The 26,454-nt window shown below is 43.0% G+C and carries 21 protein-coding genes and 1 pseudogene; 9 read left to right on the forward strand and 13 right to left on the reverse strand.

Annotation, left to right across the window (positions count from 1 at the left end; translation table 11 throughout):
- Positions 1-116: 116 nt before the first annotated feature.
- On the reverse strand, positions 117-1,319 hold the full coding sequence (locus OCV36_RS18000; RefSeq protein ID WP_135458293.1) for a DUF3541 domain-containing protein: 1,203 nt from the start codon (positions 1,317-1,319) through the stop codon (positions 117-119).
- A 285-nt stretch (positions 1,320-1,604) separates the two neighbouring features.
- Here OCV36_RS18000 and OCV36_RS18005 point away from each other — a divergent pair, with 285 nt between their 5' ends.
- Together OCV36_RS18005 and OCV36_RS18010 are read left to right on the forward strand one after the other, a co-directional pair.
- Positions 1,605-2,960, forward strand: a complete 1,356-nt coding sequence (locus OCV36_RS18005; RefSeq protein WP_135458291.1) for a diguanylate cyclase — start codon at positions 1,605-1,607, stop codon at positions 2,958-2,960.
- A 163-nt stretch (positions 2,961-3,123) separates the two neighbouring features.
- On the forward strand, positions 3,124-4,689 hold the full coding sequence (locus OCV36_RS18010) for a DEAD/DEAH box helicase (protein WP_135458289.1): 1,566 nt from the start codon (positions 3,124-3,126) through the stop codon (positions 4,687-4,689).
- A 656-nt stretch (positions 4,690-5,345) separates the two neighbouring features.
- Here OCV36_RS18010 and OCV36_RS18015 read toward each other — a convergent pair.
- Positions 5,346-6,779: a DUF3612 domain-containing protein gene (locus tag OCV36_RS18015; protein ID WP_029225275.1), complete on the reverse strand. Its 1,434-nt coding sequence runs from the start codon at positions 6,777-6,779 to the stop codon at positions 5,346-5,348.
- Positions 6,780-7,047: 268 nt separating this feature from the next.
- Here OCV36_RS18015 and OCV36_RS18020 point away from each other — a divergent pair, with 268 nt between their 5' ends.
- Positions 7,048-7,644: an aldolase/citrate lyase/malate synthase family protein gene (locus tag OCV36_RS18020; protein ID WP_135458287.1), complete on the forward strand. Its 597-nt coding sequence runs from the start codon at positions 7,048-7,050 to the stop codon at positions 7,642-7,644.
- Between the two features lie 152 nt (positions 7,645-7,796).
- Here the strand turns inward: OCV36_RS18020 and OCV36_RS18025 are convergent, their stop codons facing one another.
- From OCV36_RS18025 to OCV36_RS18050, 6 genes are all read right to left on the reverse strand, one after another.
- Positions 7,797-8,813, reverse strand: coding sequence for a GGDEF domain-containing protein (locus OCV36_RS18025; protein WP_135458285.1), 1,017 nt, complete (start codon positions 8,811-8,813; stop codon positions 7,797-7,799).
- 501 nt (positions 8,814-9,314) lie between these two features.
- Positions 9,315-9,527: a transcription antiterminator/RNA stability regulator CspE gene (gene cspE / locus OCV36_RS18030; RefSeq protein WP_102553711.1), complete on the reverse strand. Its 213-nt coding sequence runs from the start codon at positions 9,525-9,527 to the stop codon at positions 9,315-9,317.
- Between the two features lie 359 nt (positions 9,528-9,886).
- Positions 9,887-11,164, reverse strand: coding sequence for a cytosine deaminase (locus tag OCV36_RS18035; RefSeq protein ID WP_135458283.1), 1,278 nt, complete (start codon positions 11,162-11,164; stop codon positions 9,887-9,889).
- A 9-nt stretch (positions 11,165-11,173) separates the two neighbouring features.
- Entirely contained in the window at positions 11,174-12,412 is a 1,239-nt protein-coding gene (gene codB, locus OCV36_RS18040; protein ID WP_032497875.1) for a cytosine permease, read from the reverse strand.
- A 718-nt stretch (positions 12,413-13,130) separates the two neighbouring features.
- A complete protein-coding gene (locus tag OCV36_RS18045) occupies positions 13,131-14,354 on the reverse strand; it encodes an HlyD family secretion protein (protein WP_135458281.1) in 1,224 nt (407 codons plus the stop codon).
- Positions 14,348-14,698 carry an MFS transporter gene (locus OCV36_RS18050; protein ID WP_102553707.1) on the reverse strand — a complete coding sequence of 117 codons (351 nt, stop codon included), beginning with the start codon at positions 14,696-14,698 and terminating at the stop codon, positions 14,348-14,350. Before OCV36_RS18050 ends, OCV36_RS18045 begins: the two co-directional genes overlap by 7 nt.
- 133 nt (positions 14,699-14,831) lie before the next feature.
- Here OCV36_RS18050 and OCV36_RS18055 point away from each other — a divergent pair, with 133 nt between their 5' ends.
- Entirely contained in the window at positions 14,832-15,839 is a 1,008-nt protein-coding gene (locus OCV36_RS18055) for an AraC family transcriptional regulator (protein ID WP_135458279.1), read from the forward strand.
- Positions 15,840-15,847: 8 nt separating this feature from the next.
- Here the strand turns inward: OCV36_RS18055 and OCV36_RS18060 are convergent, their stop codons facing one another.
- Together OCV36_RS18060 and OCV36_RS18065 are read right to left on the reverse strand one after the other, a co-directional pair.
- The gene (locus OCV36_RS18060) at positions 15,848-16,777 is read right to left on the reverse strand and encodes an urea transporter (protein ID WP_135458277.1); all 930 of its coding nucleotides are present in this window, start codon (positions 16,775-16,777) and stop codon (positions 15,848-15,850) included.
- 70 nt (positions 16,778-16,847) lie between these two features.
- A complete protein-coding gene (locus tag OCV36_RS18065; RefSeq protein WP_135458276.1) occupies positions 16,848-17,507 on the reverse strand; it encodes a pyridoxamine 5'-phosphate oxidase family protein in 660 nt (219 codons plus the stop codon).
- A 90-nt stretch (positions 17,508-17,597) separates the two neighbouring features.
- Between OCV36_RS18065 and pdxR the strand changes: the two are divergent.
- Positions 17,598-19,091 (forward strand): annotated as a pseudogene (pdxR, locus tag OCV36_RS18070) (MocR-like pyridoxine biosynthesis transcription factor PdxR).
- A gap of 80 nt (positions 19,092-19,171) precedes the next feature.
- Here the strand turns inward: pdxR and yjeH are convergent.
- The gene (yjeH, locus tag OCV36_RS18075) at positions 19,172-20,437 is read right to left on the reverse strand and encodes an L-methionine/branched-chain amino acid transporter (protein ID WP_135458274.1); all 1,266 of its coding nucleotides are present in this window, start codon (positions 20,435-20,437) and stop codon (positions 19,172-19,174) included.
- Between the two features lie 244 nt (positions 20,438-20,681).
- Here yjeH and OCV36_RS18080 point away from each other — a divergent pair, with 244 nt between their 5' ends.
- The 3 genes from OCV36_RS18080 (at position 20,682) to OCV36_RS18090 (ending at position 22,904) form a co-directional block, all read left to right on the forward strand.
- Positions 20,682-21,143 carry an Lrp/AsnC family transcriptional regulator gene (locus OCV36_RS18080; RefSeq protein WP_029225160.1) on the forward strand — a complete coding sequence of 154 codons (462 nt, stop codon included), beginning with the start codon at positions 20,682-20,684 and terminating at the stop codon, positions 21,141-21,143.
- A gap of 84 nt (positions 21,144-21,227) precedes the next feature.
- The gene (locus OCV36_RS18085; protein ID WP_135458272.1) at positions 21,228-22,148 is read left to right on the forward strand and encodes a LysR family transcriptional regulator; all 921 of its coding nucleotides are present in this window, start codon (positions 21,228-21,230) and stop codon (positions 22,146-22,148) included.
- A gap of 141 nt (positions 22,149-22,289) precedes the next feature.
- Positions 22,290-22,904: a LysE family translocator gene (locus tag OCV36_RS18090; protein ID WP_029225158.1), complete on the forward strand. Its 615-nt coding sequence runs from the start codon at positions 22,290-22,292 to the stop codon at positions 22,902-22,904.
- 93 nt (positions 22,905-22,997) lie between these two features.
- Here the strand turns inward: OCV36_RS18090 and OCV36_RS18095 are convergent, their stop codons facing one another.
- A complete protein-coding gene (locus OCV36_RS18095; protein ID WP_135458270.1) occupies positions 22,998-24,161 on the reverse strand; it encodes an alpha/beta hydrolase in 1,164 nt (387 codons plus the stop codon).
- Positions 24,162-24,209: 48 nt separating this feature from the next.
- Entirely contained in the window at positions 24,210-24,440 is a 231-nt protein-coding gene (locus OCV36_RS18100; protein ID WP_135458268.1) for a hypothetical protein, read from the reverse strand.
- A 275-nt stretch (positions 24,441-24,715) separates the two neighbouring features.
- Between OCV36_RS18100 and hcp the strand changes: the two genes are divergently transcribed.
- Positions 24,716-26,377 (forward strand): hydroxylamine reductase, encoded by a 1,662-nt coding sequence (gene hcp, locus OCV36_RS18105; RefSeq protein WP_017075855.1) that lies wholly within the window; start codon positions 24,716-24,718, stop codon positions 26,375-26,377.
- The last annotated feature ends 77 nt before the right edge of the window (positions 26,378-26,454 follow it).

Below are 26,454 nucleotides of genomic sequence, written 5' to 3' on the forward strand. Positions count from 1 at the left end.
ATGTTGTAGTAAGCACTAAAAAGCCGCAGGCCTCGAAAGGTATGCGGCTTTTTTAGCTTCTATAGACCACTTAGGTATCGCTGCTTATTTAAAGCACGTTATTTGCTCTACCGTTGTTACTTATTGAGCGATTGGTTTTTAACGAGTCCGTAAGGGATGTTAGTAAACACTTTAGGGTTGCCTTCATAAGTCGGAGCCTCGTTCACTTGCTGCCAATCGAGTAGCATGATTGCTAACACGTTGCGGTGTTCACCGTATTCAAGATCAAAATCGCCAGTGATCGAAGGGATCATGCCGTGGTCCTTGTCGATAGATGCTTGGATTGCGAGGCGGGTTTTCTCTACAACTGGATCATCTTCTAAGCCAGCGAGTAAGAAGGTTAATCCAACCTCAGCAATCACATCTTCTTTAGCGCGCAGCAGAATCGTATCGATGTTTTCTCTAAAGTAATCGTAGATCCATTGGTGATCGTGTTCGCTCACTTGATGCTGATAGTACTCTGAGTCGCCAAAGATGACGTGTGTCATACCATAGAGTTTATTGCCGTATTGCTGGCTTGAAAGCTTCTTGTCTTTTTCGTCGGGGTACGCTTTTTGGAAGGTGTCGATGAACTCATCAACGACATCTTGTTCTCCCAGTTGGCGCAACCAGTAAACTTGATTAGCTAATTGAGCCGCCCATGCCTTTATCATGTCTTCATTCGTCACGTATCGAGAAAAGTCATAACGACGAATGATTTCACGAAGCTTGGCATCGTTGTTGTGTTCTAACCCGTATTCATTGGCACGCGCCATAGAGCCAAGGAGATCAACACCAAGATAAAGGTATTCTGGCATGTGCTTGGTGATGTTGTAACGTCGAACACTGCGTTCATCGTTGTCGCCAACATAGGAAGCAACTCGTTTTTCTGAGTACAGTACAATTTGTTCGGTGGTTTGAACATCATTCGACAGGGTGCTGAGCTTACTTGCTACGCGTGCCATATCACTCCATACCGCAGCCGAATATTTATCGTCTAATGTTTGTCGATACATACGCAAACCATAGTGACCCTCTTTGAAGGCGGGCAGGGTATAAAGTTGGCTTTCGTAGGTAGTACGAATGAGGTCTGCAGATTGTTTGAAAGACTGTTGCTGAGAATGAAGATAATCAGCTGGTGATTGAACACTTGGTACGCTTGTTGCTTGGTTATTCTCTTGTATGTTAACAGTTCGCTGTGTGTCGAAAGCCGCTTGCGTATCAGAAGTAGCTTGTGCGTGAACCGCAACTGTAGCTGAGGCTGATAATAATGTGCACAGAGTTAGCGTTTTTAGCTTCATGTTCGTAATGTACCAAGCTGATTAGTGGTAAGTATAAAATAACACTGATGAATCCATTAATGTAAGGTTTGGGTCAACACAATGTTAGCTTTATAAGGTTCATTAAGGATTTTTGATTTAGTAATCAGTGTCATTAATTGGCTATGGAGTGATGAATAGCTCAATAATGAATGGAGGCCTGACGTTAAGTATGGATTTTTAACGACTGGGCGGCATACTTAAAGAGTAAGCCAGAAATGAGCCAGTTAAGGCAGTAAACAGAACAAAAGTGTTAGAGGTTCGTGAATGCCAAGTCGTTCTAGCAAGCAGTGGCCTGCCAAATTGTTATCTTTGTTGTTTTTCTTATCGGTAGTGAGTGCTATCGAGTTTTTTCACGCCAAGCAGTTAACTTTCCTTAAAAATGAATCCTATTCAGAGGCAAAGAAACAGCTATCTATTATTCGATCTCGTATAGAAGCGACGATCGTCTCAGACATGTATGTCCTCAACAATTTCTCTACTCTTGTGACCATCAACCCAAATGGTGACCAAAAAGGTTGGGATCAGATCGCGCAAAATATTATTCGAGATGGCTTTCATATTCGATTGATCGGCCTAGCCGAAAACGATGTACTTAATTTCGTTTATCCAATGGAAGGCAATGAGCAGATCCTCGGTATTGATTACCGTGACTACCCAATTCAATGGGAGTCGGTTGAGATCGCTCGTAATATCGGTAATACATTTATCGCTGGCCCATTTGAGTTATTCCAAGGTGGTCAAGCGTTGATTACACGTACACCTATCTTTAGAGATCCTCCCTTCAACCAAGATTATTGGGGTGTGTCGAGCGCCGTGATTGACTTAGATGAGTTGTTTGAAGATGTCGGTGTTGGCAAGATTGAAAAAAAATATGAATTAGCAATACGTGGAGCAAATAGCGCAGGAAAAGAAGGCGCCGTTTTCTATGGCAAGCAAGATGTGTTCAATAATGCTTTTACGACTGAGCAAGTAAACTTTCCATATGGTGGGTGGTACCTTGCCTTATCCGGGAATGAACATGTTCTCATGGATGTGCCTTGGTATCGAATCCAAATTGTCAGGCTAGTGGGTTATACCCTTATGCTTGTTCTTGCGATGGCTTTCTTTACCATCTATCGACTTTATCGCATTGCAGATAGTCGCTCAATGCATGATGAGTTGACAATGTTGCCTAACCGCCGTTATTTCATGTATAGCCTCAAGCAAGCGTTCAAAACAGTCAAAAAGCAGAAAACAAAATCCTTTGCTGTGGTTAACATTGATCTCGATGGTTTTAAGGCGATCAATGATACTTATGGTCATGTCGCGGGCGATAAAGTTTTAATTGAATGCGCCAAGCGAATAAAGAGTAAATTGCGTACTTCTGATATTGTCGCAAGGATGGGCGGAGACGAATTTTTAGTGCTGTTACCTCGCATTGTCGATGAGCAACATGTGGCATCGATTACGAAGAAACTGCAATGTGCGATTTGCGAAATGCCGGTTGTCTATGAATCACACTCGATCTACCTGAGAATCAGTGTCGGTTGGGTGAGTTATGACGATAGCTTCAATGATGTGGATGGTCTTTTGAAAGCCGCTGATGACAAAATGTATCAACAGAAGCGTCAAGTTATCTAAGTTGAATATGGTCAATGATTAGAATTTAGTTGCTGAATGTGGGGAAAAGCCTCAGAATACCGCGCTTTGCTTCGTATCAATGATTTGATAAGCAAAAGCTGCAGCAATACGCCTTCACGGGGTGTTGCTCATACTAAATGTTATTCAACTGAGAAAATAATTTATGAGTTTTACCTCCCTTGGCCTTTCTGAACCGATTCTTAAAGCTATTGAAGCACAAGGTTACGATAAGCCATCACCAATCCAAGAGAAAGCCGTACCAGCTGTCCTAACGGGCAAAGATGTTATGGCCGCTGCTCAAACCGGTACAGGTAAAACTGCAGGCTTCACGTTACCTATTCTTGAAATGTTATCAAAAGGCCCTCGCGTACGTCAGAATCAAGTTCGTGCATTGATATTAACACCAACCCGTGAGCTTGCTGCGCAAGTGAATGGCAGTGTAGTTAAGTACGGTATCAATCTACCTCTGACTTCTACGGTTGTGTTTGGTGGCGTGAAAATTAATCCACAGATGCAAAAACTGCGTAAAGGTAGTGATGTTCTGGTGGCAACACCGGGTCGTCTACTTGACCTATACAACCAAAATGCAGTGCGCTTTGATCAGCTAGAGATCCTTGTGTTAGATGAAGCTGACCGCATGCTAGACATGGGTTTCATTCGCGACATCCGTAAGATCTTGGCTTTCTTGCCTAAGAAACGTCAGAACCTATTATTCTCAGCAACTTTCTCAGATGATATTCGTGGCTTGGCGAAAGGTTTAGTAAACAGTCCTGTTGAAATCTCGGTAAGCCCTGCGAACTCAACAGCACCAACTGTTGAGCAAAGCATCTACCCAGTAGATAAAAAGAAAAAAAGCGCAATGCTAGCGAAGCTGATCAAAGATAATGATTGGCGACAAGTGCTCGTGTTTAGCAAAACGAAACATGGCGCGAACAAGCTTTCACACTTCCTTGACGAGCAAGGCATCTCAGCGGCTCCTATTCATGGTAACAAGAGCCAAGGCGCGCGTACTAAAGCCCTAGAGAACTTCAAGACGGGTAAAGTACGAGTATTAGTCGCGACAGATATTGCAGCTCGTGGTATCGATATTCCACAGTTGCCTCAAGTAGTGAATTTCGACCTTCCAAACGTATCAGAAGATTACGTTCACCGTATTGGCCGTACTGGCCGTGCTGGTGAAGTTGGTAAAGCAATTTCATTGGTTTGTGCTGATGAAGTGAGTGAACTCTTTGGTATCGAACGCCTTATTCAACAAGTGCTTGAGCGTCGTGAACTTGAAGGTTTTGCACCAGTAAACAAGTTGCCTGAATCTCGTTTGGATGCACGTCCAATTAAGGCTAAGAAGCCGAAAAAGACACGTGAACACTCTGATGGTCAACGTTCTGGTGAGAATGCTCGAGGTCACAAACCAGCAGGTAAAAACAAGCGTCATGTCTCTGGTTCAGGTTCTGCTCCTAAGCGTAAGCCAAATGCGAACAATCCTAACTCAAGCAACAAAGCCTCTGAAAGCAACTCTTCAGTCTCAGGTGATGATAAGTCTTTAAGAAACAACGGCAGCAACTATAAGCGTGGTAATGCTGGTGGAAGCGCTGAGAAGAACACTAACTCAGGTGGTAAAAACGGTGCTGGTCAACCTAAGAAGTCAGGTTACGGCCCAGGACGTTCATCAAACAAACCGTCTGGTAGTCAGCCATCTAGAAATCGTTCTAAGCCTGCGGCTCAAAAATAGAGACGAGCTCAGTTTAAGTTGATTATTGCGAAGGTCGTTTTTGAGAAAACCTCCTTCTGTAATTAATAGTTAGAAGCTATAAATTAGACGTTAGAAGTTTTTAATAGAACCCAATGAAACGCGAATGTTGATATTCAATGTTCGCGTTTTTTTATACGTATAATATGTCAGTGCTATGGGTTTGTAGGTTCGAGATAAGCTAGGTAAATGGAAGAATGCAGGTCCAGAGAGGATTAACTAAACCTTAAGAATTGTTTAATAACAACATAATCACTAGCGTTTTTGTTTTATTTTGCAATTTGCAATTCCACTTTGCAAAATAAACAGTAATTTGTGTCTAATACGTGTCCAGATGCGTAGTAAATACGTAGTTGAAAAGTTGGCACGCATGCTGCATTAGTAATGGTGACCCTTCTTAAGCCGAGGGTCACCTAGCCAACTGACGTTGTTAGTGAACCCATATTGTTCACACAAAATATATGACCAATCACCTTTATTGTGATTGGTTTTTTTTTGCCTGAATTTTGAGTTCTATTAGCTTTTACTAAGCTCATGAATCAAACATAGCAAACAAATTAACTATGTTTTTATTTGAGAGCGTGTTTTGATTTGAGAGCATATTGTTGCTTTGCTGCATTAGACTCGCTAGAAAGTCGTTAATCCCCACCACATTTTGAATAGCAGCTTGGTTGGCGTGGACATTCTCCTCCTCTGGAGCAGATAAGCCTAGCCTCTGTCTCTATCCCACGTTCAATCCAATTTATATTTAGAATTTTGGCTACTGTCGTGAGATCTTTCTTGATGTTACGCGGTATTACTACCGAACCACCATTGCTGACGCATGACGCTTTAAGCTGCTCTGCGATGTCTCTTGAATTACCACCTTGAGCATCAATCGCTGGGTTTAAGTCTATACCAGCACATAACACGCGATTGTTACCCGCTGGATCCGTCATATTGATGGATTCACAGCAGTAGATTCTTGGCTCATCTCCCACATTTAAAATGGAGATCTGAGCTGAGCTACCCGCTCGAGGCTCTGATAATCGACGGAACACAGCCCAATGTTGACATGGGTCGGCGACCGTTCTCATATTCCCCCAAGGCAGTGGAATCCCGTTCCCGCGGTATACCGCCTTGAGTTTCCCCGGCCCATAAGCATCAAAGTAGTGCCAGTGAGGGTAGGGCGATACTACCGTCATTCTTCGCATCGCAACAGAGGGGGAAACCCCTGCTCTTTTGTGAACGTCGATTTCGTAACCAGTACGATCAAGGAGTTGTCTAAATGGGACTTTCGGACACAACAATGCACCAGCAAAGAAGCTAGATTCAAAGTCTCGCCACGCCTGTAGAATATCTTGAGAGTTCAGCTGTGAAGATCCTGAAACCTGGTTGTCATCCCATGTGTTGTTGTTACCGACCGACAACACACTCTTTAGGCCTTCTTTGCTATGCAGAATGCAATGGCCGATATAAACCGAGAGATCGTATTTCAGACGAGTTGGGTACTCTTTGAGAATTTCATTCAAAAAGATTGTACCTGGAGGTTCAAAGAATGAGGTGACCAACTGCTTAGCATTAATTCCGAGTTCATCGACAACGTCTTGCGGTGTGCGTGTAACCCAGCGAATGTTTATTCCAAGGCTTCTAGCGATGTCTATGAGGTCCTCTACGCTGAGATTAAGGCGTTTTAAGCCTACCTCTTCTGCGGCGCGCTCAAGGTCAGGGAAGTGGTTCTGGTTGCTCTCTTGGTGTGCTCTAATCAATAGGTGAGCAAACTGGCGACCAGATATGCCAGTTTGTGACAACATCTCAGGTATCGCAATTTGCAATATGTCATTGGAGAAAAGAAAGCTAGGCTCAAGCGCCATACCACTTATCCCACCACGGTTTCCTTTGTCAGGGGCGATGGCTTGTTGTTCAGATTCGTCGTCGAGGAACCACATTGGACTTTTCTGAAAAACTTGTGCGATCACCTCCAACATATCGATGCTTGGGACTCGCTTTCCACGCTCAATCATTGAAAGGTAAGAAACGGAAGGTGCATATTCTGGGTCGATTCTAATACAACGCGCAGACAGGTCTTCCATCGTTAAATGGTTACGTTTTCTTAGGTTACGTATTTTAGTACCTAGGAAATGCGACTGACGAACTAAACTTTTTGACAAGGCCATATTTGTAAAATTCACATTGTAAAATTTTTGTTGTGAAATTGTATGTAAAAAAGCGCTAATCTACAAACTAAGCAATTCACAAAATAACAAATAAATTAAACGTTAGTTTGGAATAATTGCTCTAGGACACATTTTTGCTGTAGAAATCGGTGGTTATCACCGGACTGGTCAAGAGGGAAAGACTATGAATATGCTTACATTCGATAAAACAGAAATCCAAAAACAATCAAAACCATTTATCGCTGAAGCTGTCTTTGCCGTAGAGACAATCAGTGCAAACCAGCAAACTGAGAAGCAAGTTAAAGCAAAACAACTTCTTGATCGATTATTCCCACTAGAGAATGGATCGCACCAAGACGTAACTAGCTACGTAGTCGATTACCGCCATATCATGGCTTACTTTAAAGATGGTCAGCACAGCGGCCTAAAGCATCCTAAACAGTTTGTAGCGTACATGGGTGAGAAGAATGACCCAGATTCAATCTTGTTTCGAGATGGCAGTGGAAGCCACCTAGAAGTGATGTTTGGTTGCCATAAAGGGACAGGTTGCATTGAATTGATAGAGATTGATGATATTCAACTTGAGTCTTGCACTACCTTTGGTCAATCACCAATGGAAGCAACGACTACAATGCGTGAAGAGACCATTGCTGCAATGCGCCACTGGATAAGTTTGATTCAAGGTGATGCGAAGGGTAAGCCAAAAGCGTGCAGTGAAGACAAAGAGTTTAGAGCAAAGAGCGGTGAAGATTACTGCTTGAATTACTGCTACCAACTTTAATGGTACACACTAGTCGTTGTTAAAACCGATACATCCTATCAACAAAAAAGCCCCAAAGATTAACGTACTGGTTAGTCTTTGGGGCTTTTTGCTATTTTTCACGCACGCATAATACGTCACTGTCTTTATTTGAGTAGAGTTGTACTCAAATCTTACAGAGGCATGACTCGGTTACGGCCAAGTGATTTAGCTTCGTAAAGTAACCTATCAGCTCGTTCAATCAATGATTGGGCCGACTCACCTGGTTGAAGCTCCGCTACCCCAAACGACGCAGTAATATTGCCGACCGATTTTCCACTGCGGCGATCTTTAATCGATAGCTTTTCTAGAGATCGTCGGTTGGTATCAGCAAGCTGGCGAGCAATGCGCAAAGATTTGTTTGGCACGATGAGAGCGAATTCTTCACCACCAAATCGATAGGCAGAAATACCTTCTCGGCAACTTAATTTCAGTTTACGAGCAATTCCTTTAAGGACCATGTCGCCAAACAAGTGACCATAGGTATCATTGAAATTTTTAAAGTGATCGATGTCGAGAAGAATTAAACACAGAGATTGCTTCGCTTCACATAAGGTTTCTATATCACGATCGAAAGAACGACGGTTGTATAGTGTTGTTGTGCTGTCAAAGAGTGCATCTTTCTGCACTTCAACCAGCTGAGTTTTAAGCTTAGTGATCTCTGATGTTGCCGTGTTCAGTTGAGAATTTAGAAATTGGGTTGAGTGGCGAATATTGCGAGATTCTGAAACAAGCTGACGAACCAAAGACATAACTTCATCGATAGACAAACTGTCATTATCAACACGAGCCAAATCCTCGAAGCTTTTATCGATCATGTCGGAGAAAGCTGAGGTGTCGGTGAGGGTATCGTTCATTGAATTAGAAACTTCAGAAACTAACAGTTCCAAATTAGCGCGAAGATCGTTGATGTTAGTTTCTGATTTGCTCGCAACATAATTGTTGTAAAGCTGCTCACCAACAGCAGGGGGACAAATGCCGTAGTGTTCTAAAATACCATCCATGTCTTGAGTCAGCTGTGGGATAGCATTATCGACATAGGTGTACCAAAGTGCGTAATTTGCAGGTGTGGTGGACACCCTGTTCTTCATCATAAGAGGCACCGCTTTTTTTAGATTAGCGGTGGATTTCTGAAATTCGTCTTTTTTCATTATTTTTACTGCAGATACCAAACTAGCTCAAGCCACTTGCGGACAAGGTTAGCGGATTTCGATGACCTTTGCTTTAAAAATTATATGATTAATGGATGAGGGTTGGATAAATCACTCATTTTTGTTATGAATATCGATTGCGCATTGATAAGCAGCACGTAATGGATTGTTCTTTAACCATATTTTTGCTCGCTTATTTTAGGACAAAGATCGGATTTTGTTCCGTAACTTTAAGTAAGCATGAGTATTGGGCTCATTTAGCCTTGAAGACATTAAAAGGTGAGTGTTCGAATAGATTTACGTGCTGATAGTAAGAGTAAATTGAAGGTAGAGTTTTGATTAGCGAAGCTTGAGTGGTTAGGAGTATGCAGATTGAAGCTTATATCGAAAAAGGAGGACAGGGGAGAAAATATTTATGAGCGGATATATTATTTATGAGCAGATATAGAAAAGCGCCGATAAAAATCAGCGCTTTAGAATTTTTTTAAGCTAAAAGCTTAATTAGCTAGCAACAACGTTTGCTGCTTGTAGGCCTTTTTGACCGTTTTCAACTTCGAAAGAAACCTTTTGGCCTTCTTTCAGAGTTTTGAAGCCTTCAGACGCGATAGCACGGAAGTGTACGAATACGTCAGCGCCGCCGTTGTCTTGAGAAATGAAACCGAAACCTTTCTCTTCGTTAAACCATTTTACAGTGCCAGTATTTGTGTTAGACATAATTTGTCCCTTATTCATAAATTTTTTAATTGTTGATTGCATTACTGCAATGCGCTGATAATTGAATTATTTAATATTGCTAAGAAATAAGGAAAAACTACTTACAAAAACGGGTAACGATTTTACATGTCAATTTTTTACTATTCATCTAACTTAAATAACTCCGGCTAACAGAGCGAGTGCATGTTAACACAGTCTTTCGCGATGTACACACATAGTTTTAAATTTATGTGTTTTTTTGTCATATCGTGCGAGCCTACAACAAACACACTGATTTAGTGATGGTTTTGTCATCTCGTCAAACATGATAGAAGAAAAGGAAAATATCAGTTTCCTCCTCTTCATTAGTATAGACGATATTAACGCTTGAAGTTGATATCTTCTATTTGATCCAAATTAATTTTTGTTCTCGCTGGTTGAGTCTCAGCGATCACCTTACCGTGACGTACAGAATACTGCACAGGTACTTGGCGGCGGACAGCATCAAAACCATTGTCAGCAGGAAGAATCAACAAGCTACCAGGCTTACCTTCTTCAATGCCGTAGTTGTCTTGGATATTCAATGTACGAGCAGAGTTTGTGCTGATTAAATCAAGTGAGTTGTTGATTTGGTCGTAACCCATAACCTGTGTTACGTGTAGCCCCATGTGCAGAACTTGAAGCATATTTGCGGTACCCAATGGATACCATGGGTCAAACACATCATCGTGGCCAAAACAAACATTGATATTAGCCGCCAGCATTTCTTTAACACGAGTCACGCCGCGACGTTTCGGGTAATCGTCGAAGCGACCTTGTAAGTGAATGTTCACTAAAGGGTTTGCAACGAAGTTGATACCAGACATCTTTAATAGACGGAATAGGCGAGATGCATAAGCACCGTTGTACGAACCCATAGCCGTGGTATGGCTCGCGGTTACCTTCTCACCCATTTCAAATTTATGAGCTAAAGCTGCAAGTGTTTCAACGAAACGAGATTGCTCATCATCGATTTCATCACAGTGAACATCGATTAAGCAGTCGTACTTGCGAGCAAGCTCGAATACATAATGCAGAGATTCAACACCATACTCACGAGTGAATTCGAAGTGAGGGATAGCACCGATAACGTCAGCGCCGATCTTCACTGCTTCTTCAAGTAATTCTTTACCATTAGGGTATGAAAGAATGCCTTCTTGAGGAAATGCAACGATCTGGATATCGACCCACTCTTTCATCTCTTCGCGAACTTCAACCATCGCTTTTAAAGCGACTAATGTTGGGTCAGACACGTCGACGTGAGTACGTACGTGCTGAACGCCGTTGGCAATCTGCCATTTTAGTGTTTGTTTCGCACGAGATTTTACGTCTTCAATCGTTAGCAGTTCTTTACGCTCAGCCCAACGCTCAATACCTTCAAACAAAGTACCAGAGATGTTCCAATTAGGTTCACCCGCCGTTTGCGTAGTATCTAGGTGAATATGCGGTTCACAGAAAGGAGAAACTGCAATGCCACCTTCAGCATCAAGGATCTCACCTTGATGATTGATTGGCGCGTCATTATCGAGAATGCGAGAAAATTGACCATTTTCAATCAGGATTTTTTTCAAGCCATCTTGGTCTTGAAGCTTCGCGTTCTTGATTAATAAGGTTGTCATAGTGTGTCCTTAAGCGGCCTGAGATTTCAGAGCGTTTTTATTCAATAGAGGGTTAAGCACGAGGTAACTGATCGCACCACCAAACACGGCATTCAAAGGAACGATGCCAGGAAGGAAGTGACCAGCGGCAACGCCTGTTGCTACCGCGATAATGCCAGCCCAGTTAACGGTTTGGAACTCTGCTTTTGCAAAATCTTTGTAACGTTTACGGTTCGCAAAGAAGTCGGCGATGATTACCCCACCAATGGGTGGAATTGCCAGCGAAAGGAAGGTTAACCAACCGACGAAGTTGTTGTACAGCCAAAGCGCGAAAATCGTACCCACGATGCCGTTGATGATAGACATTGTAGTACTTGAGCGGCCAGTGATGTTGGATAAACCAAGACCTGACGCATAAAGTGCGTTTTCATTGGTTGTCCAGATGTTCAAGCCTAGAACGATGATGGCTGGAAGCAGAAGACCTTGTGCGATCATGACATCTGAAATGTCAGCATGACCAGTTGCCGCTGCACCTGCAGCACCAAAGATAAACATCAGTGAGTTACCAATAAAGAACGCGACCATTGTGATTAACACGGCGCTCGCTGGTTTTTTACCAAAACGAACGAAATCGGCAGTTAACGTACCCGCACTGACGAATGAACCCACAACCATTGCTAGCGCCATAGAGAAGTCCATTGGTGTTTCTGGTTCAATCAGCTGCAACTGTTCCAAACCACCAACACTGTCAACGGCTGTTAACACGGAATAACCACCCAGAATCGCAATCGCAGGAACGGCAATCGCTGAAAGCACCATGAGCGCTTTAATACCGAAGTACACCGTACCCGTCATTAACAGCCCTGACACAATGATCAAGGTGTTGGTATCAATCCCTGTCGCTTTTTGTACCGGAATGGCAAACATAGCGACGCCCACACCAAACCAACCGATTTGTGTGCCACCAAGTAGAGCTGAAGGAAGCCATGAGCCTTTAGTACCGAATGAGAAACGAGCGAGGAGGTGAGTAGAGAGGCCAGTAGAAGAGCCGATGTAGCCAAGACAAGAAGTGTAAATACCAAGAATTAGGTTACCGATGAGAACGGCGAGGAAGAAGTCGTTGAATGAAAGACCAGTCCCGAGTGAACCACCTGTCCACATACTTGCAGAGAAGAAAGTGAGTCCAAGCATTACCATGGTCAGTGAAGCGACTCCTTTTCTCGCCGATGTAGGAACCGGCCCTAGACTGTAGTTATTATCAGCAGCCATTTTTTACCTCCGCAAATGATCAAAATTAGAATTAACGATCGCCGTATTGCAGGCAAACGTGCGCATTATGGTGATATAAATGACGCAGTCAATGCTAATTTTGTCAATAAAAGCAGTTTGGAATCAGTTATTGAACTAAAAGTAATATAAAACATGAGTTTATAATTTGTATTTTTTTATTAAAATAAATAGAAAACGTTTTCTATAACGCATCAGGTATCTGTTGTTTATGGTTGGCTATGAATGTTGATTATTATACTTATGAATGGGTGTCTGTATATTGGGCGGGCGATATTTCTTAAATTGCAGGCAAAAAAATGGCCAATCGCAATAATCGCAATTGGCCTATATATATCGTGAACAAGAAAGGTTCACTAACAACGTCAGTTGTCTAGGTGACCCTCGGCTTAAGAAGGGTCAATATATACAATGCAGTTAGTGTGCCAACTTTTAAAACGACGATAAATGGGTGTTTTATAGCAATCTGGTGCGTATTTAAGCGTTTATTTCGCGTTTTTGTAATGCTCTGTTGCGTTTTGCAATTGCGTTTTGCAATTTGTGGTAATTACGTGAGGGTAAGGTTGGTGAAGCGATTACCGAATGTTGCTTAATTTTTTGACTTCTGTGGTGTTCTTCTTGCAATTAATGGTGAAATAAACAAAAAGCCCGTGCGATCTCAGATCTCACGGGCTTTGTATTGTTGCATCTAAGAGAAGTGTTAGATGGAGTAGAAGAAGTACAATTGAGACTTCATTCGAATGATGATTCCTCGTATTACGTCTAGGAATGCCATAAAGCTAATTGGCTTCTCACCGCTGACCCAAGCTAGTCCAACAGAGCCGACAGGAATATCGTAGTCTTCCGCTTCGTCAATTCTTAAGCGAACAAAGTGATGCTTGTTCTGAAGGTTTCGACCTGTGGTTACACGAACCTGTTCATCAATACCTAATAAGCTAGCTTGTGCTTCACCTGTTGCTTCAACAATGCCTTCAACGGTTGCTGAGAATATTTTTCCTGGGTATACCGCAGTAGCAAATTCTGCGGGCTGGCCCACTTTAATATTACGAATTGCTTGGTGATTGACTCGCATCAACACGTACTTTTCTTCGGTATACATCTGGATACGAGGCATCATTGAGACTCGTTGACCCTCACGAAGGATAAAGTTCGTCACAAAGCCATCGGTCGGCGCTGTTACTTTGGTGCTGTTAAGGTCCCATTGTGCTTGCGCCAGTGTTGCCTTGGAAGAATCGACCTCTGTTTGTTTCTTGCTAACGTTGGTTTCAGCTTTGTGGATGTTTAATTTCGCGCTCTCGGCATCGACTTCTTTTTTACTGAGTTGAGATTCCAGCGTGGTGACATTGTGAGTCGCTAAGTCTACCTTCGCTGTTTGTTGGTCGATGTCAGTTTCAGTAATCGTATGTTCTACGACACTATTTTGTTTCTGGTAACGATCGAGAGTCTTAGATTGCAGTACTAAGTCCGTCTTTGCTGACTCTATCTGTGCAATAGAAGTTTTAATGTCTTCAAGCGCCGACTGATAGCTAATTTTAGCAATGCTGACTTCTTGGCGAGCAGTGTCTAAAGCGACTTCCGTTGATTCAAGTTGAACGCTTGCTTTGTCTCTCGCAATCACATACTTGGTGTCATCAATTTCGTAAAGAAGTTGCCCTTCAACCACATCTTGGTTTGGGCTGATGTGAACCTTGGTGGTTTTCCCTGTGACTGCTGTTGAGTCTGGACGTAATTGAATATGCGGAGATTGAACAACTGAACCACCCGAGAGATCCATAGGAGTGAAGTTGATTAATCCAACCCAAACAAACATTAACCAAGACGTGCCCCCTAGATAAGCAAACGCTTTGGTACCTTTGTTCCAAGGCATACCTACCAATCTCAGTAAGTAAATGAACAGTGCCCAAATAGCTAAGCCTTCTAACATACTTGGTTCTCCTCATTTTTATCACTTTGTTCTGGTTGAACGTCAGATTTAGTGGGTGATTTCCATGTGTCTCTTAGGTTAATGATGGCTTTTTCCATATCGACAAAGGCCAAGATAACGGCAAGTACCCATACCCAGTGCCATATAAAACCAATCCAAGTTAATGCGGTGATTAAGCCGAGTTGTTGGTGCTCTTTGCTATGAGCTTTATTGATTGGTAATTCATGCACACGCCAGAACCCATAACATGCAGCAGCGATAGTTGCGATCAATACAACGCCTGCTACGACGTGTAGAGCGGTATCGGCGCCGGTTCCGACAAATGGGACACTTACTAAACTCATTGATAAATCCTAAGTTAAATGATGCACCGAGTGTGATGGGTGTAGGATTTACAAGTTGTAAATTTACTAATTACTTCGATAATGCTATCTATATGATTTGATCTGTCATTGAATTTATAAAGGTCTGCCATTAATGAGTAATTGTAACTTCTTAAGAGCGTTAGGGATTTTGGGAATCTATCGGTACGCCGTGACGAATCCTATGGTTAATGCGGACAGTTTGGGTATTCCGAAGTCTGTATTTAATAATTCAATGAACCTTATTCCAGTTAGTGAAGTCGACAAATGGTTTGGCTTGTTGGAATTACAAACCAATGATCCGGATATCATTTTGAAATTGGCTGATCGAGTTGATATTGAAAGGTTAGGCCCGTTAACTAATTGGTTTTTTTCTGGGCATGATCTTGCTTCGACGATCCGTAGAGTCAACATCGGACTTCATTGTTTGCAGTCGGGTGCTTTCTTATACGGCGCGCAGGTAGGGACAATGATTAAATGGTGCTACGACAACCCTGCGTACTCAGAAACGGGTAAAGTGCATGACTCGATAAGAGTCGCAATTTTCATTATGAAGATTTTACGTCGATATTTAGGTGATGATTTTAAACCCGTAGCGGTTTCAATTGCAGGTCGTCGAGAGAACGTTGACCTCTACCATGAATATTTCGGCTGTACGATTCAATGGGGGCAGCCTCGCACAGAAGTTTGGATCCCTAGTGAGTCGAGGTTATCCATCAATCAATCACCATCGAATAGTAAAACAAATCTCGCGATGAACTTTCATGACTTGGATAACTATCTCAACATGCCCGACGCAGAGGACGAGCACAAGGTGACCTACGAGATGATTAATTACAGCCGTCATTTCGGGTTGCCAACTCTACATAAAGTCTCCAGCTTGCTAGGATTGTCGGAGCAGCAATTCCAACGAAAACTGCATAAAGCTGGCGTTAATTTCTCAACAATTATGGGTTATGCGTTGAGTAATGTTGTCGTTGAATTGTTGATGTATTCAGTACCGATAGATGAAATTGCGAAGAGGTTAGGTTACACCAACGTCGCGAGCTTCAATCGAATGTTTAAAAAACACCGAGGCTTAACGCCAAAGCAATATATTGAGCGTTTTGATAGTGAGTGCTGATCATCACTTCATTCGTCTTTGGCTCGCTTTTTAAAGTGAGTGGCTAGGTAAACGATAATCCAGGTACTGAGGATAAAAGGAGCTGTCAGCGGCAGTAGTGACAACTCATGAAAGCCGAGCGTGATGAGACAACTTAGAAGCATTCCTAATAGGATTAAGGCCCATGGGATTCGTGGATACAGTACAAGCGCAAGAGTTGCAAGGATGGCGTTGTACCCATAAAGACCTTGGGCTACCAGTTCGTTAGAAGCACCAATCATCTTACTAAAAATGGTGCTCATTATTACTGCTAGCACAACCCAAGTGGCATGCTTTAGGTTGTTAAGCGCGATGGCGATTAAGATAACGAGCCCTGACAACGCATTTTCGATGAAGCTGACTTGGCTTATCCCTTTTAGCCATAGGGTCACTACTGACGGCAGGTTGAACCACGAGTTTGTCTCAAAACTGATTATTGGCATCAGTGTGGAGTTGGATGTAGAAAATGCCGACAGGTCGAAGATTGATTGGGTCGCATAAATAAGCCAAGACGTAATAACAAAGGCACTGGTGTAACCGCGATACTTCTTAAAGCTAAATACCACACTGGCAATGGGTACGGTAAGTAATGCACCTAATATTGTCACTAGAGTCAACAATGGTGTGACACCAAAGAAGTTCCCGATAAATAAACCAATTAAAGCCCCATTTAGCGCATACATACCACTATCAATATCAATATCGTCAGCTGGTTTGTTGGTGTTGATAAAGGTAAAGATATAGAAGGCCAATGCATAGCTGCAACTGGCGCCAAGCAGGGTAAGGAAAGCCAGTGCAAGTGATTCAATAGAGATAGCAAGAAACAACAGAAGTGACGTCATGATAGACGGTGTGAAATAGACTTGCCCAATACCATTGACCAAGCCTTGAAGTGGGAGAATGTCCTTATTCTTCTGCATTTTCTGACTATGTTAAATTTTTGACAAGTCAGATTGTATACAATTTTATCGCATTGACCATTATAGAATACTAATTCTGATACCAACGTTCGCCATAGGCTGCTTGGTAGTCAGGTTTATCGACAAGACCTTCCTGTTCTGGAACCGTCTCTAATGGCCCAACAACGGTGCGATAAGGCAATACGCCTGCCCAAACAGGGGTATCCATGTCGGTTTTATCATCATTAACCCCATGCTTACCAATTTTGACGGAGGCTTCTGTTAACGGTATCGCTAATAGTTCGGTCGCGGTGAGCTCTTTCTCATTACTGAGCCTGACTTCATCGGTTCTGCCCGGTGCTATTTGCTCAATGAAGATGTTCAATAAGCGATCTTTTTCTTGGTTGTCATCAATTACAGAGAAAGACCCGAATACCACCGCTGAACGGTAGTGCGCACTATGATGAAATGCAGAGCGAGCCAACACCCATCCATCAAACAAAGTGAATGTTAGGCAGGTTGGCTCTCCCTTTTTTAGGCCTTTCAATAATCGGCTGTTTTTAGCGCCATGGATATAGACTATGTCGCCCACTCGCCATGCGAGCATTGGGATAACCATCGGACCTTGTTCACCTTGTAATGCGATGTGTGCGATTAAGCTCTCGTCGATGATTTTATGCAGCTTCTCTTGTTCAAATACGGCCTTATGAGCCCCTTTTTTAATCGTGGTTCTTTTCGTGTTAGATAACATAATCGCTCCTTAATCATTGCCTTTTGATTAATGTAGCGATTAACTGGTCTATTAAATAGAGCCACTTTTAAACACTATTTGGATCCAGTTATGCAGCCTATTGATGTCGGTGACCTAAAGTTAGACGAGCAACATGACACGCGTCAAACCGCCTTATTTCACGCGATCAGAGAGAAGATCGTTCACGATTTATGGAGTAAGGGCTGCAAGTTACCTTCAACGCGTAAGCTAGCCGTTGAGTTATCGGTGAGTCGAAATACGGTGATTTACGCGTATGAACAACTGGTCACCGAAGGCTATATCGAGAGCAAGCAAGGTTCGGGCTTTTATGTCTCAGTTGAACAACCGGAGCACTTCCTAAGTTTGTCTCATCTGAGTAAACCTATGCCTTTGGATACACAAGTTACTCTAGACGCGCAGCCTAATACGAAAGTTAATAAAGATGCGAGTTAGTCAAGTGGCATCAGAACCGTACCTAATGACATCAATCGCAATTTTGCACCGGGTGTGCCTGACCTTGATGCATTCCCTTTTGCTAAATGGCAGAGGCTGCTGCAACGTCACTCGACGCGTCAGAACATTGCGGGCAATCAAGATGTTCAAGGGAGTTTGGCTTTGAGAGAGGCGTTAAGTGGTTACTTGGCAAGTAGTCGTTCGGTTCGCTGTCATGCCGATAGAATTATTATCACAGCAGGTGCACAGCAAGCAATCTCAATAGGTTTAATGGCGACCTTGGGGATGGGCGATAAAATTCTTATGGAAGAGCCTGGTTACCGACAAGTACATAAAATTGTCGATTTATTGAAGCTTGAATTAGACGGTGTAAGTGTCCGAGAGAAAGTTGGGCTCGATATTGAAAAAATTCTCGCCTGTGATGCTAAGGCTTTGTATGTCACTCCTAGTAATCAATACCCGATGGGCACAACGCTCAACACTGAGCAACGGCTTAAACTCATCGATTGGGCCAACAAACATCAATCCTGGATCATAGAGGATGACTACGACAGTGAGTTTCAGTTTGCTCATCGACCTTACACCAGCATGCAAGGCTTGGCAGGCAAGTTAGGGTTCGATGACCGAATTATCTATGTTGGCTCAATGAGCAAGGTGATGTTCAATGGCCTTCGTTTAGGCTACTTGGTGGTGCCAGCGCAATTAGTTGCTAAGTGTCTGGAGATTAAAGACGCGCTCAGTGGAGACACGGCGTCTCATACACAAGAAGCTTTGGCGGATTTTGTTCGCGAAGGCGATTTATTGCGTCATATTAGAAAGATGCGTCGTTCATACAAACTCAAGCATGAAGCGATGATAGAAGTGATTAAAAGTGAGTTTCATGACGATCTTGAAGTGATTAGTCAAGCGGCAGGGCTACATGTGACCGTGAAGTGGTATCAAGGCATATCTGAACAGGAGTGGAGTCGTAGAGCGGAGCAAGAAAATATAGTGATTCGACCGTTTGATTTTTATGAATATGGGTCGAGTACTGCGCGTGACTGGAATGCCGTGGTATTGGGTTTTGGTAACATCCGTTTAAATGATGTAAAGCCGAAGATCAAAGAGATCGCTCGGCTTTTTTACCAATAGTGTTGTGAGCTTTACCAATAATTGCTATGGGTTTAACGGTAGTTTTTGTGGTTTTACCGATATTTGTCGTCAGCTTTATCTTACAACTTGTCGATAGAAACCGTCGGCTTACCCAACCATTTACGCCAAGGGAGTGACAATGTCACAAAAACAATGACAGCATAAAGCATCGACCAACTTAAGCAGATAAACACCAAAGTACAGATAACCAATGAAACCATCGCTGTGTATCTAGAAACGCCAGTGAGTAATCGGCAAGCCGCTAACATTGCGAGCAGATAAACTAAAACAAAAATACCGTTAGCGAGCTTGAGAAAGAACTCCAGATCCAAATCAGATAGTTCGCCAATTACGCACGAGATAAGCGCAATAAAGCCAATGGCTAAGGTTGGGTAAAGAGGTACGCCATGGCTGTTAAGCTTTGCCATTCGACTTTCAGGCCTGTGTTGACGAGCCTGAGCCCAAACCATACGAGACAAGCTTTGAGTGTAAAGGTTTAGGCTTGCAAAACATGCAAAGAATCCTAGGACACTGATCACCGTTTTAAATCCATTTCCAAACAGTTGCTCGGTCACCCATGGTATTGAAGTTGCGTCAAATTCAGGAGAGCCATAAGCGCCCACTTTGATGATCACCACTGAGCACGCCCAGTAGACGATACCCGCAACAAAACACCCTGCAATGATCGCGATTGGAAAATCACGTTGTGGATTTTTAAATTCTTCCCCCATGTGAGCAAAGGCTTCTATCCCTACAAAGCACCAAAACATCACCGCAAGCGCCGCTCCAATTGACCATATTGAATCTGATGTGATGGCTGGAATCTGGATGTCGGCCGGTGTAATGTCTGCTTTCCAAACGAAAGCACTGACCAACGCAAAGATCGAGAGTGCAATAATAGTTTGGAGTCGGCCAGATGACTTACTGCCCATAAGGTTAACCACAATAAGCAGTGCAACGGTAAAGAATTGAGCTCCAAGAGGCGTATCGAGTGGCGCAGGTAATAACTGTTGAGCGAAACCTCCGGCTAAGGCAATTGCGGCTGGGATTCCTACAGGAACAACACTCACGAATAACCACGCCACGCTGGTTTCTAATCGCTCGTTGAAAGCCTGGCGAACAAAATACGCTGTGCCACCTGCATTGGGGTAACGCTTTCCCAATGCTGCAAAGGTTAGGGCGATTGGACAAATGGCGATAAACAGAATTAACCAAGCTAACAGTGATAACTGCCCTGCGATTCCTGCTGCGATAGCTGGAATCATGAATAACCCGGTACCTAACAAAGTGGTCGAGAGTTGTCCGATTCCTGAGATCAACGTGATCTCTTGTTTGAGTTGCGTCATTCGCTGTCCTTGCTGGTAGTGCGGTGTTGTCGTTACTTAAAATGGAGGTGCAGAGTGCATACTCTGCATTGTGTTTGAAAGCATACATTGTCGCTATCAATAATACAGCTAGCGAAACGTCTTAAGACACCGTCATTTTAACGGTATTAACTCGATTGAACGTGAAAGTGTTGGCTGTTCTATCGAGGGGAATTGTGTCAAATTAGTCTCTATAAATAGAACAATAATGGAAGTTATCGCAATCATGGATAAATTTGATCGCCAAATTTTAGATATCCTCAAAATTAACGCTCGATGCTCGGTGAGCGATATTGCTAGAGATGTGAGCCTTTCTCGCTCTGCAGTCAATGCCAGAATCAAGAAATTAGAAAACGATAAGGTGATTACAGGATACTGCGCGCAGATAGCAGAACCTGATCAGCCTAAGAATGTGTGCGCTTATATTACATTGAAGTTTGATCTATCGAGCAGTGACCATAGTTGTGAGTCTTACGCGAAACGTATCCAGAGTATTGATGGTGTCCAGTGGTGCCATTCAATCAGTGGAGAGACTGATATGATGTTGTACGTTGAAGTGGAGAGCATGGAGCGTTTGAATCAAGTCCGCGATCAATTGCAAAGCTACTCAGACCTACGTCACCTCATGACGCATACAGTTTTGACTGAGTTTTTTAACAAACAGAATTCGCAAGGTCATCCATGTTAGGTCTTATCCATTATGCTAGGAACTTTAATCTTGTTAGGATCTTTAACCTTGTTAGGGTCTTTAATCTTGGTAGGAGCCTAAATTTTGCTCGGGAATATTAATTTAAATTTGCTGCGTTCTCTGCATGTGCTTCTTGAAGAATGTCATGTAAGCCGATCTGCTCAGCGCTTGCATATCACGCAATCGGCGGTGAGCCGTCAATTAGCTCAGCTTAGGGATTTATGTGGCGATCCTTTGCTTGTTCGTGATGGCAACAAACTGGTTCCTACCAACCGTGCTCTGTTGCTTAAAAGCAAGCTCGATGACTTGTTGGGCGAGTTCGACCATCTATTGGATGATAAACCCTTTGAACCACAAGACTGGCAGGGTGAATTGGTGTTGTCTTCCAGCGATTATGTTGCTCAGTATATCCTTCCTGTCATTGTCTCTGAAGTCTCCAAAGAAGCCCCGAATATTAATTTAGCTTTCCGTTTGTGGCAGCCCAATTATCTTGAAGCACTGAACGAGTTGGGTATTCACTTAGCTTCCAGCATGTTTCCCCAAAAGCCAGAGCACGTATCGAGTATTAAGCTTGGTGAAGATAAATCGGTATGCTTGATGCGCAAATCTCACCCATTAGCTCAGCAATCGATTTTGAGTGCAGAAGACATCGTTAAGTACTCACACATTAAAGTGACGGGTGGGGGAGATAAAGACAGCTACGCGGACATTGCATTAAAGAAACAAAGTCTCAAGCGCAGAGTTGCTTTGCAGGTTCCGTTTTTCTCGTCGGCAGGCACGGTGTTGATGCAAGACGATTATTTAATGATTGTGCCTGAACATATCGCTTATAACTTGGGGCGACACCTCGATACTACTTACTTTTCTTTGCCGTTTGATACTGAAATGCATACCTATTGGTTAATGTGGCACCCCAAGTATGACAATGACTCTGCACACAAATGGGCGCGAGAAAAGGCATTCCAAGCCATGCAAAAGTCGAGTTACAATATCAGTATGATTTAAAATCATGCCTATGATGAAAATCTTTGATTTCAAATTATACCTGCTGCGAATTATGGTAAGTATTAAGTATTAAGTATTAAGTATTAAGTAATAAATGTAGAGCGTTCAGTTGGAACGCATTGTTTTACTAGGAATGGAATGATGACAGTAACAATTTGGTTTTCTTTATTAGCGATCTGCTTATTGGGTGCGATGTCTCCAGGCCCAAGCTTGGCAATGATTGCTAAACATAGTTTGGCTGGTGGTCGCATGAATGGGCTTATCGCAGCTTGGTCACACGCTGCTGGCATTGGCATTTATGCGTTCGCAACGATTGTCGGTTTAGCGGTGTTACTTGAACAATCTCCGATGTTATTTAAGGGAATCAGCTTAGCGGGTGCCGCGTATTTACTTTATCTTGGCGTGAATGCGCTACGTTCGAAAGGTGGCGTTGCAGCGAAACTGGAAGCGGGTGAACAGATGAGCTATATGCAGTCTGCTCGTGAGGCTTTCTTGATCTCTATCTTGAGTCCAAAGATCGCGCTGTTTTTTATTGCTTTGTTTAGCCAGTTCGTAGCTTTAGGTAATGAACTCACCAATCAAGTTATTATTGTTTCAACACCACTGATTGTTGATGGCCTTTGGTATACCTTTATCACACTGGTGTTATCTAGTCCGCTTATCGTAGAGCGTATTCGCTCGAAAGCGCAGCTTATAGATCGACTTTCAGGTGTGGTTTTGATCCTGCTGGCTGTTCGTGTTGTCTGGATGATATAGCGACAGCTAACCTTATATCGAAAAATGATATTCATTAAAAAGGCTCACTAGACGTTATCTAGTGAGCCTTTTGTGTATTTAATCAAAGAGCTTTTAACCTTCAGAGTTCAGTACAGCATCAAGCTTAGCCATTGAATCCGAAAAGTAAGGGTTGTAGGTTAGGCGAGCATGGTTTTTCCCATCTTCAATGTATCCCCACGCTGAGTACCAAACTTCACTTGTCGCGTTGCACTGCTCTTCAAAGCCTTCAGCCTGCCCATTAGAACAGATCTTCTCACTACCATTGACTCCGTAGTACGGATTGCTAGGTGAGAACAACAAGCCCATGTGAGAACCATTTGAGATACGTTGCTCTGGAATCTTCATGCTGTATTGAATAGCGCGAGGATCCTCGAGTGCGGATTCTCCTTGCCAAACCAACACATTGTTTGGGTTAGGCATCGACTTAGTAAAGGCCTGTTGAACGAAGTTGGTGTCAATCACACTGTCGCCTTCACTCATCATAATAAACACCGGTTTATCGAAGTGCTTATCCTGTAGATCTTCGCGAACCACTTCTGATGTCTCGTAGTAAACGGACGCGCCGTTCATTGGTAGAGAGTTATAACGCAGTATATTGTCTTCAGGATCTTGATCAGCCCAAGTAACAAAGTAGCTTGCTAGCCCCGCGTATTGCACGGCTGATGAGCTCGGTTGAAACGCAGGAGAGAACAGTAATAACCCTGATATTTTTGGATCATTCATCGCCTGTGACGTTACGAGGTTCGCACCTGTTGAGTAGCCACCAAGCCACACGGAATCGTATTCTTGTTCTAGCAGCTTAGTATGATGAGCGACCACACCTTGCCAATCTTCCAAGCTTGGTTGCATTAAGTCGCCCACACGACTGCCATGACCGGGAAGCAATACCGTTCTCACAAGGTAACCTTGTTCTGCTAGATGCGTGGCGATGTCTTTAAATGAGTAGGGTGAGTCACCTAATCCATGAACTAACAACACGGCCTTCCCGTTCGGGGAAGCGGGTTGATATTCTGTCGGAGAATTAAGTTGAATCTCTAGTTGCTTATTTTCGGTCATGAACACGCGGTTTTTCAGCAACCAATCTTGAGTGTCGTTCACGTATGCGTCAAAAGTCTCTTGCTGATATTCGGGCAAGTTTGGAGAGGTTTCGTAAGCGGGTTCAATGGTCTCGCTGGAGCAGCCAACGAGACCGAAAGTTGTTAAGGCAATAAGCGTAAGAATTGTCTTTCTTGGCATTGTTTAATGTTGTCTCTGTCGTGTTTTGTCCTGAAGCAAAAGCTTAGACTATTTTTTGTTTGAAAGGTCTTCATATTCGCCTTCAATAACACCGGCATCATTGGTTGATGACTGACTAGTGTTCATATGAGCTGTGAAGCCTTGCTTTTTCATTTGATTCTGAATGCGCTTGCCAGTGATTAAAGCTGCAATAGCTAAAGGAATAGCAAGGATCAAGCTAGTGAATAGCGCCAATAGGCCAGTAAACAACGCAACAATCGTAACTAATATATTTTTCATATTCATTCCTCTTTTTCTATGTTGCTACTATATCGCTTCTATTCTGAACGAAACATGAACACTGTTAATTAATCTCAGAGAGTCACTATGACTCAGGTGTGTGTGAATTGAGGGTTTATATGTAGTCACAATCACGCACTAAAAATATGGATTTCAACTAAGTCATTTAAAATCAACAGCTTAAAAGTTGGCACGTTTGATGCTCTATAGAGTTTGGAATAAGTTACTGTAAGCAAAGTACTTACAGCTATTAAAAAATTACTGGGAGCCCCTATATGTTCTGTATTCAATGTGAACAAACAATTCAAACGCCAACCGTAAAAGGCTGTTCTTTCGCACAAGGTATGTGTGGAAAAACGTCGGAAGTATCCGATCTTCAAGATGTGTTGGTGTACTCTCTCCAAGGTGTTTCTTTTTGGGCTAATTTAGGTCGCGCTTGCGATGTTATTGATACTGAAATTGATGAGTGGGCACCAAAAGCGTTCTTCGCGACATTAACTAACGTTAACTTCGACCCTGCTCGTATCATTGAATTTGCACAGCAATCTCATGAATTCAAACAACGTTTAGAGCAAAACGTTCGTGCTGCTGCAACCTTGATCGGTTTTGAAATTCCAGCGTTATCTTCAGCCGCTCAATTCGAACTTCCAACAGATTCTTCAGAGCTTCTCGCTCTTGCGCCTCAAGCTGCGGTAAACCGTGGTCATGACTCTCAACATGAAGATGTGATTGGTCTTCGCCTTCTATGTCTATACGGTCTAAAAGGCGCGGCGGCTTATATGGAGCACGCTCGTGTTCTTGGCCAAACTGACAACGCTATTTTTGCTGAATACCACGAAATCATGGCATTTCTAGGTACTGATCCATCAGACCTAAAACAGTTGCTAGATACATCAATGCAGATTGGCTTGATGAACTACAAAGTAATGGAAATGTTGGATAAAGGCGAGACTGATACATTTGGTCACCCACAGCCAACAACTGTGAACGTAAAAACTAAGAAAGGCCACTGTATTCTTGTTTCTGGTCACGACCTGCATGATCTAGAAAAGATCCTTCAACAAACTGAAGGTAAAGGCATCAACGTTTACACTAACGGTGAGATGCTACCTGCACACGGCTACCCAGAATTAAACAAGTACCCACACCTTGCGGGTAACTACGGTAGCGCTTGGCAGAATCAGCAAAAAGAGTTCGCTAACTTCCCTGGCGCAATTGTAATGACGTCAAACTGTCTATTGAACCCTGATGTAGGTACTTATGCTGACCGTCTATTTACTCGTAGCATCGTAGGCTGGCCTGGTGTTGCTCACCTTGAAGGTGATGACTTCAGCGCTGTAATCGACTGCGCGCTAGAGCAAGAAGGCTTTAAACATGATGAGATCGAGCAAATGATCACTGTCGGTTTTGGTCGTAACGCACTGATGGAAGCGGCTCCTGCAGTCGTTGAGCAAGTGAAAGAAGGCAACATCAAGCACTTCTTCCTAGTGGGTGGCTGTGACGGTGACAAATCTGAGCGTAGCTACTACACAGACTTCACAGCACAAGCGCCAGAAGATTCAATTATCCTAACGCTAGCGTGTGGTAAGTTCCGTTTCAACAAAAACCAATTTGGCGATATTAACGGTATCCCTCGTCTGTTAGATGTTGGTCAATGTAACGATGCTTACTCAGCGATTCAGCTTGCTATCGCACTGTCTCAAGAGTTTGATTGTGGTATCAATGAACTGCCACTAACGCTCGTTTTGTCTTGGTTCGAGCAAAAAGCGATTGTTATCTTACTGACATTGTTTGCTCTTGGTGTTAAAGGCATTTACACGGGCCCAACGGCACCTGCCTTCCTAACTGAAAACCTACTAAAGATTATGCAAGATGAGTTCGATATGCGTTCTATCTCAACGCCAGAACAAGATCTTAAAACAATCTTAGCGGCTTAATTTAGGTCAATCCCAAGCCTCGTTGTTGTTTCGGTTCTTTCTAAGAACATACAACGACGGGGCTTTTTAGATTTAAA

Source organism: Vibrio echinoideorum (assembly GCF_024347455.1).
Lineage (GTDB): Bacteria > Pseudomonadota > Gammaproteobacteria > Enterobacterales > Vibrionaceae > Vibrio > Vibrio echinoideorum.

Bases quoted from the DNA above. Each gene is read 5' to 3' on its own strand.
- OCV36_RS18000 (WP_135458293.1), bottom strand. From the start codon at position 1,319: ATGAAGCTAAAAACGCTAACTCTGTGCACATTATTATCAGCCTCAGCT.
- OCV36_RS18005 (WP_135458291.1), top strand. From the start codon at position 1,605: ATGCCAAGTCGTTCTAGCAAGCAGTGGCCTGCCAAATTGTTATCTTTG.
- OCV36_RS18010 (WP_135458289.1), top strand. From the start codon at position 3,124: ATGAGTTTTACCTCCCTTGGCCTTTCTGAACCGATTCTTAAAGCTATT.
- OCV36_RS18015 (WP_029225275.1), bottom strand. From the start codon at position 6,779: ATGGAAGACCTGTCTGCGCGTTGTATTAGAATCGACCCAGAATATGCA.
- OCV36_RS18020 (WP_135458287.1), top strand. From the start codon at position 7,048: ATGAATATGCTTACATTCGATAAAACAGAAATCCAAAAACAATCAAAA.
- OCV36_RS18025 (WP_135458285.1), bottom strand. From the start codon at position 8,813: ATGAAAAAAGACGAATTTCAGAAATCCACCGCTAATCTAAAAAAAGCG.
- cspE (WP_102553711.1), bottom strand. From the start codon at position 9,527: ATGTCTAACACAAATACTGGCACTGTAAAATGGTTTAACGAAGAGAAA.
- OCV36_RS18035 (WP_135458283.1), bottom strand. From the start codon at position 11,164: ATGACAACCTTATTAATCAAGAACGCGAAGCTTCAAGACCAAGATGGC.
- codB (WP_032497875.1), bottom strand. From the start codon at position 12,412: ATGGCTGCTGATAATAACTACAGTCTAGGGCCGGTTCCTACATCGGCG.
- OCV36_RS18045 (WP_135458281.1), bottom strand. From the start codon at position 14,354: ATGTTAGAAGGCTTAGCTATTTGGGCACTGTTCATTTACTTACTGAGA.
- OCV36_RS18050 (WP_102553707.1), bottom strand. From the start codon at position 14,698: ATGAGTTTAGTAAGTGTCCCATTTGTCGGAACCGGCGCCGATACCGCT.
- OCV36_RS18055 (WP_135458279.1), top strand. From the start codon at position 14,832: ATGAGTAATTGTAACTTCTTAAGAGCGTTAGGGATTTTGGGAATCTAT.
- OCV36_RS18060 (WP_135458277.1), bottom strand. From the start codon at position 16,777: ATGCAGAAGAATAAGGACATTCTCCCACTTCAAGGCTTGGTCAATGGT.
- OCV36_RS18065 (WP_135458276.1), bottom strand. From the start codon at position 17,507: ATGTTATCTAACACGAAAAGAACCACGATTAAAAAAGGGGCTCATAAG.
- yjeH (WP_135458274.1), bottom strand. From the start codon at position 20,437: ATGACGCAACTCAAACAAGAGATCACGTTGATCTCAGGAATCGGACAA.
- OCV36_RS18080 (WP_029225160.1), top strand. From the start codon at position 20,682: ATGGATAAATTTGATCGCCAAATTTTAGATATCCTCAAAATTAACGCT.
- OCV36_RS18090 (WP_029225158.1), top strand. From the start codon at position 22,290: ATGACAGTAACAATTTGGTTTTCTTTATTAGCGATCTGCTTATTGGGT.
- OCV36_RS18095 (WP_135458270.1), bottom strand. From the start codon at position 24,161: ATGCCAAGAAAGACAATTCTTACGCTTATTGCCTTAACAACTTTCGGT.
- OCV36_RS18100 (WP_135458268.1), bottom strand. From the start codon at position 24,440: ATGAAAAATATATTAGTTACGATTGTTGCGTTGTTTACTGGCCTATTG.
- hcp (WP_017075855.1), top strand. From the start codon at position 24,716: ATGTTCTGTATTCAATGTGAACAAACAATTCAAACGCCAACCGTAAAA.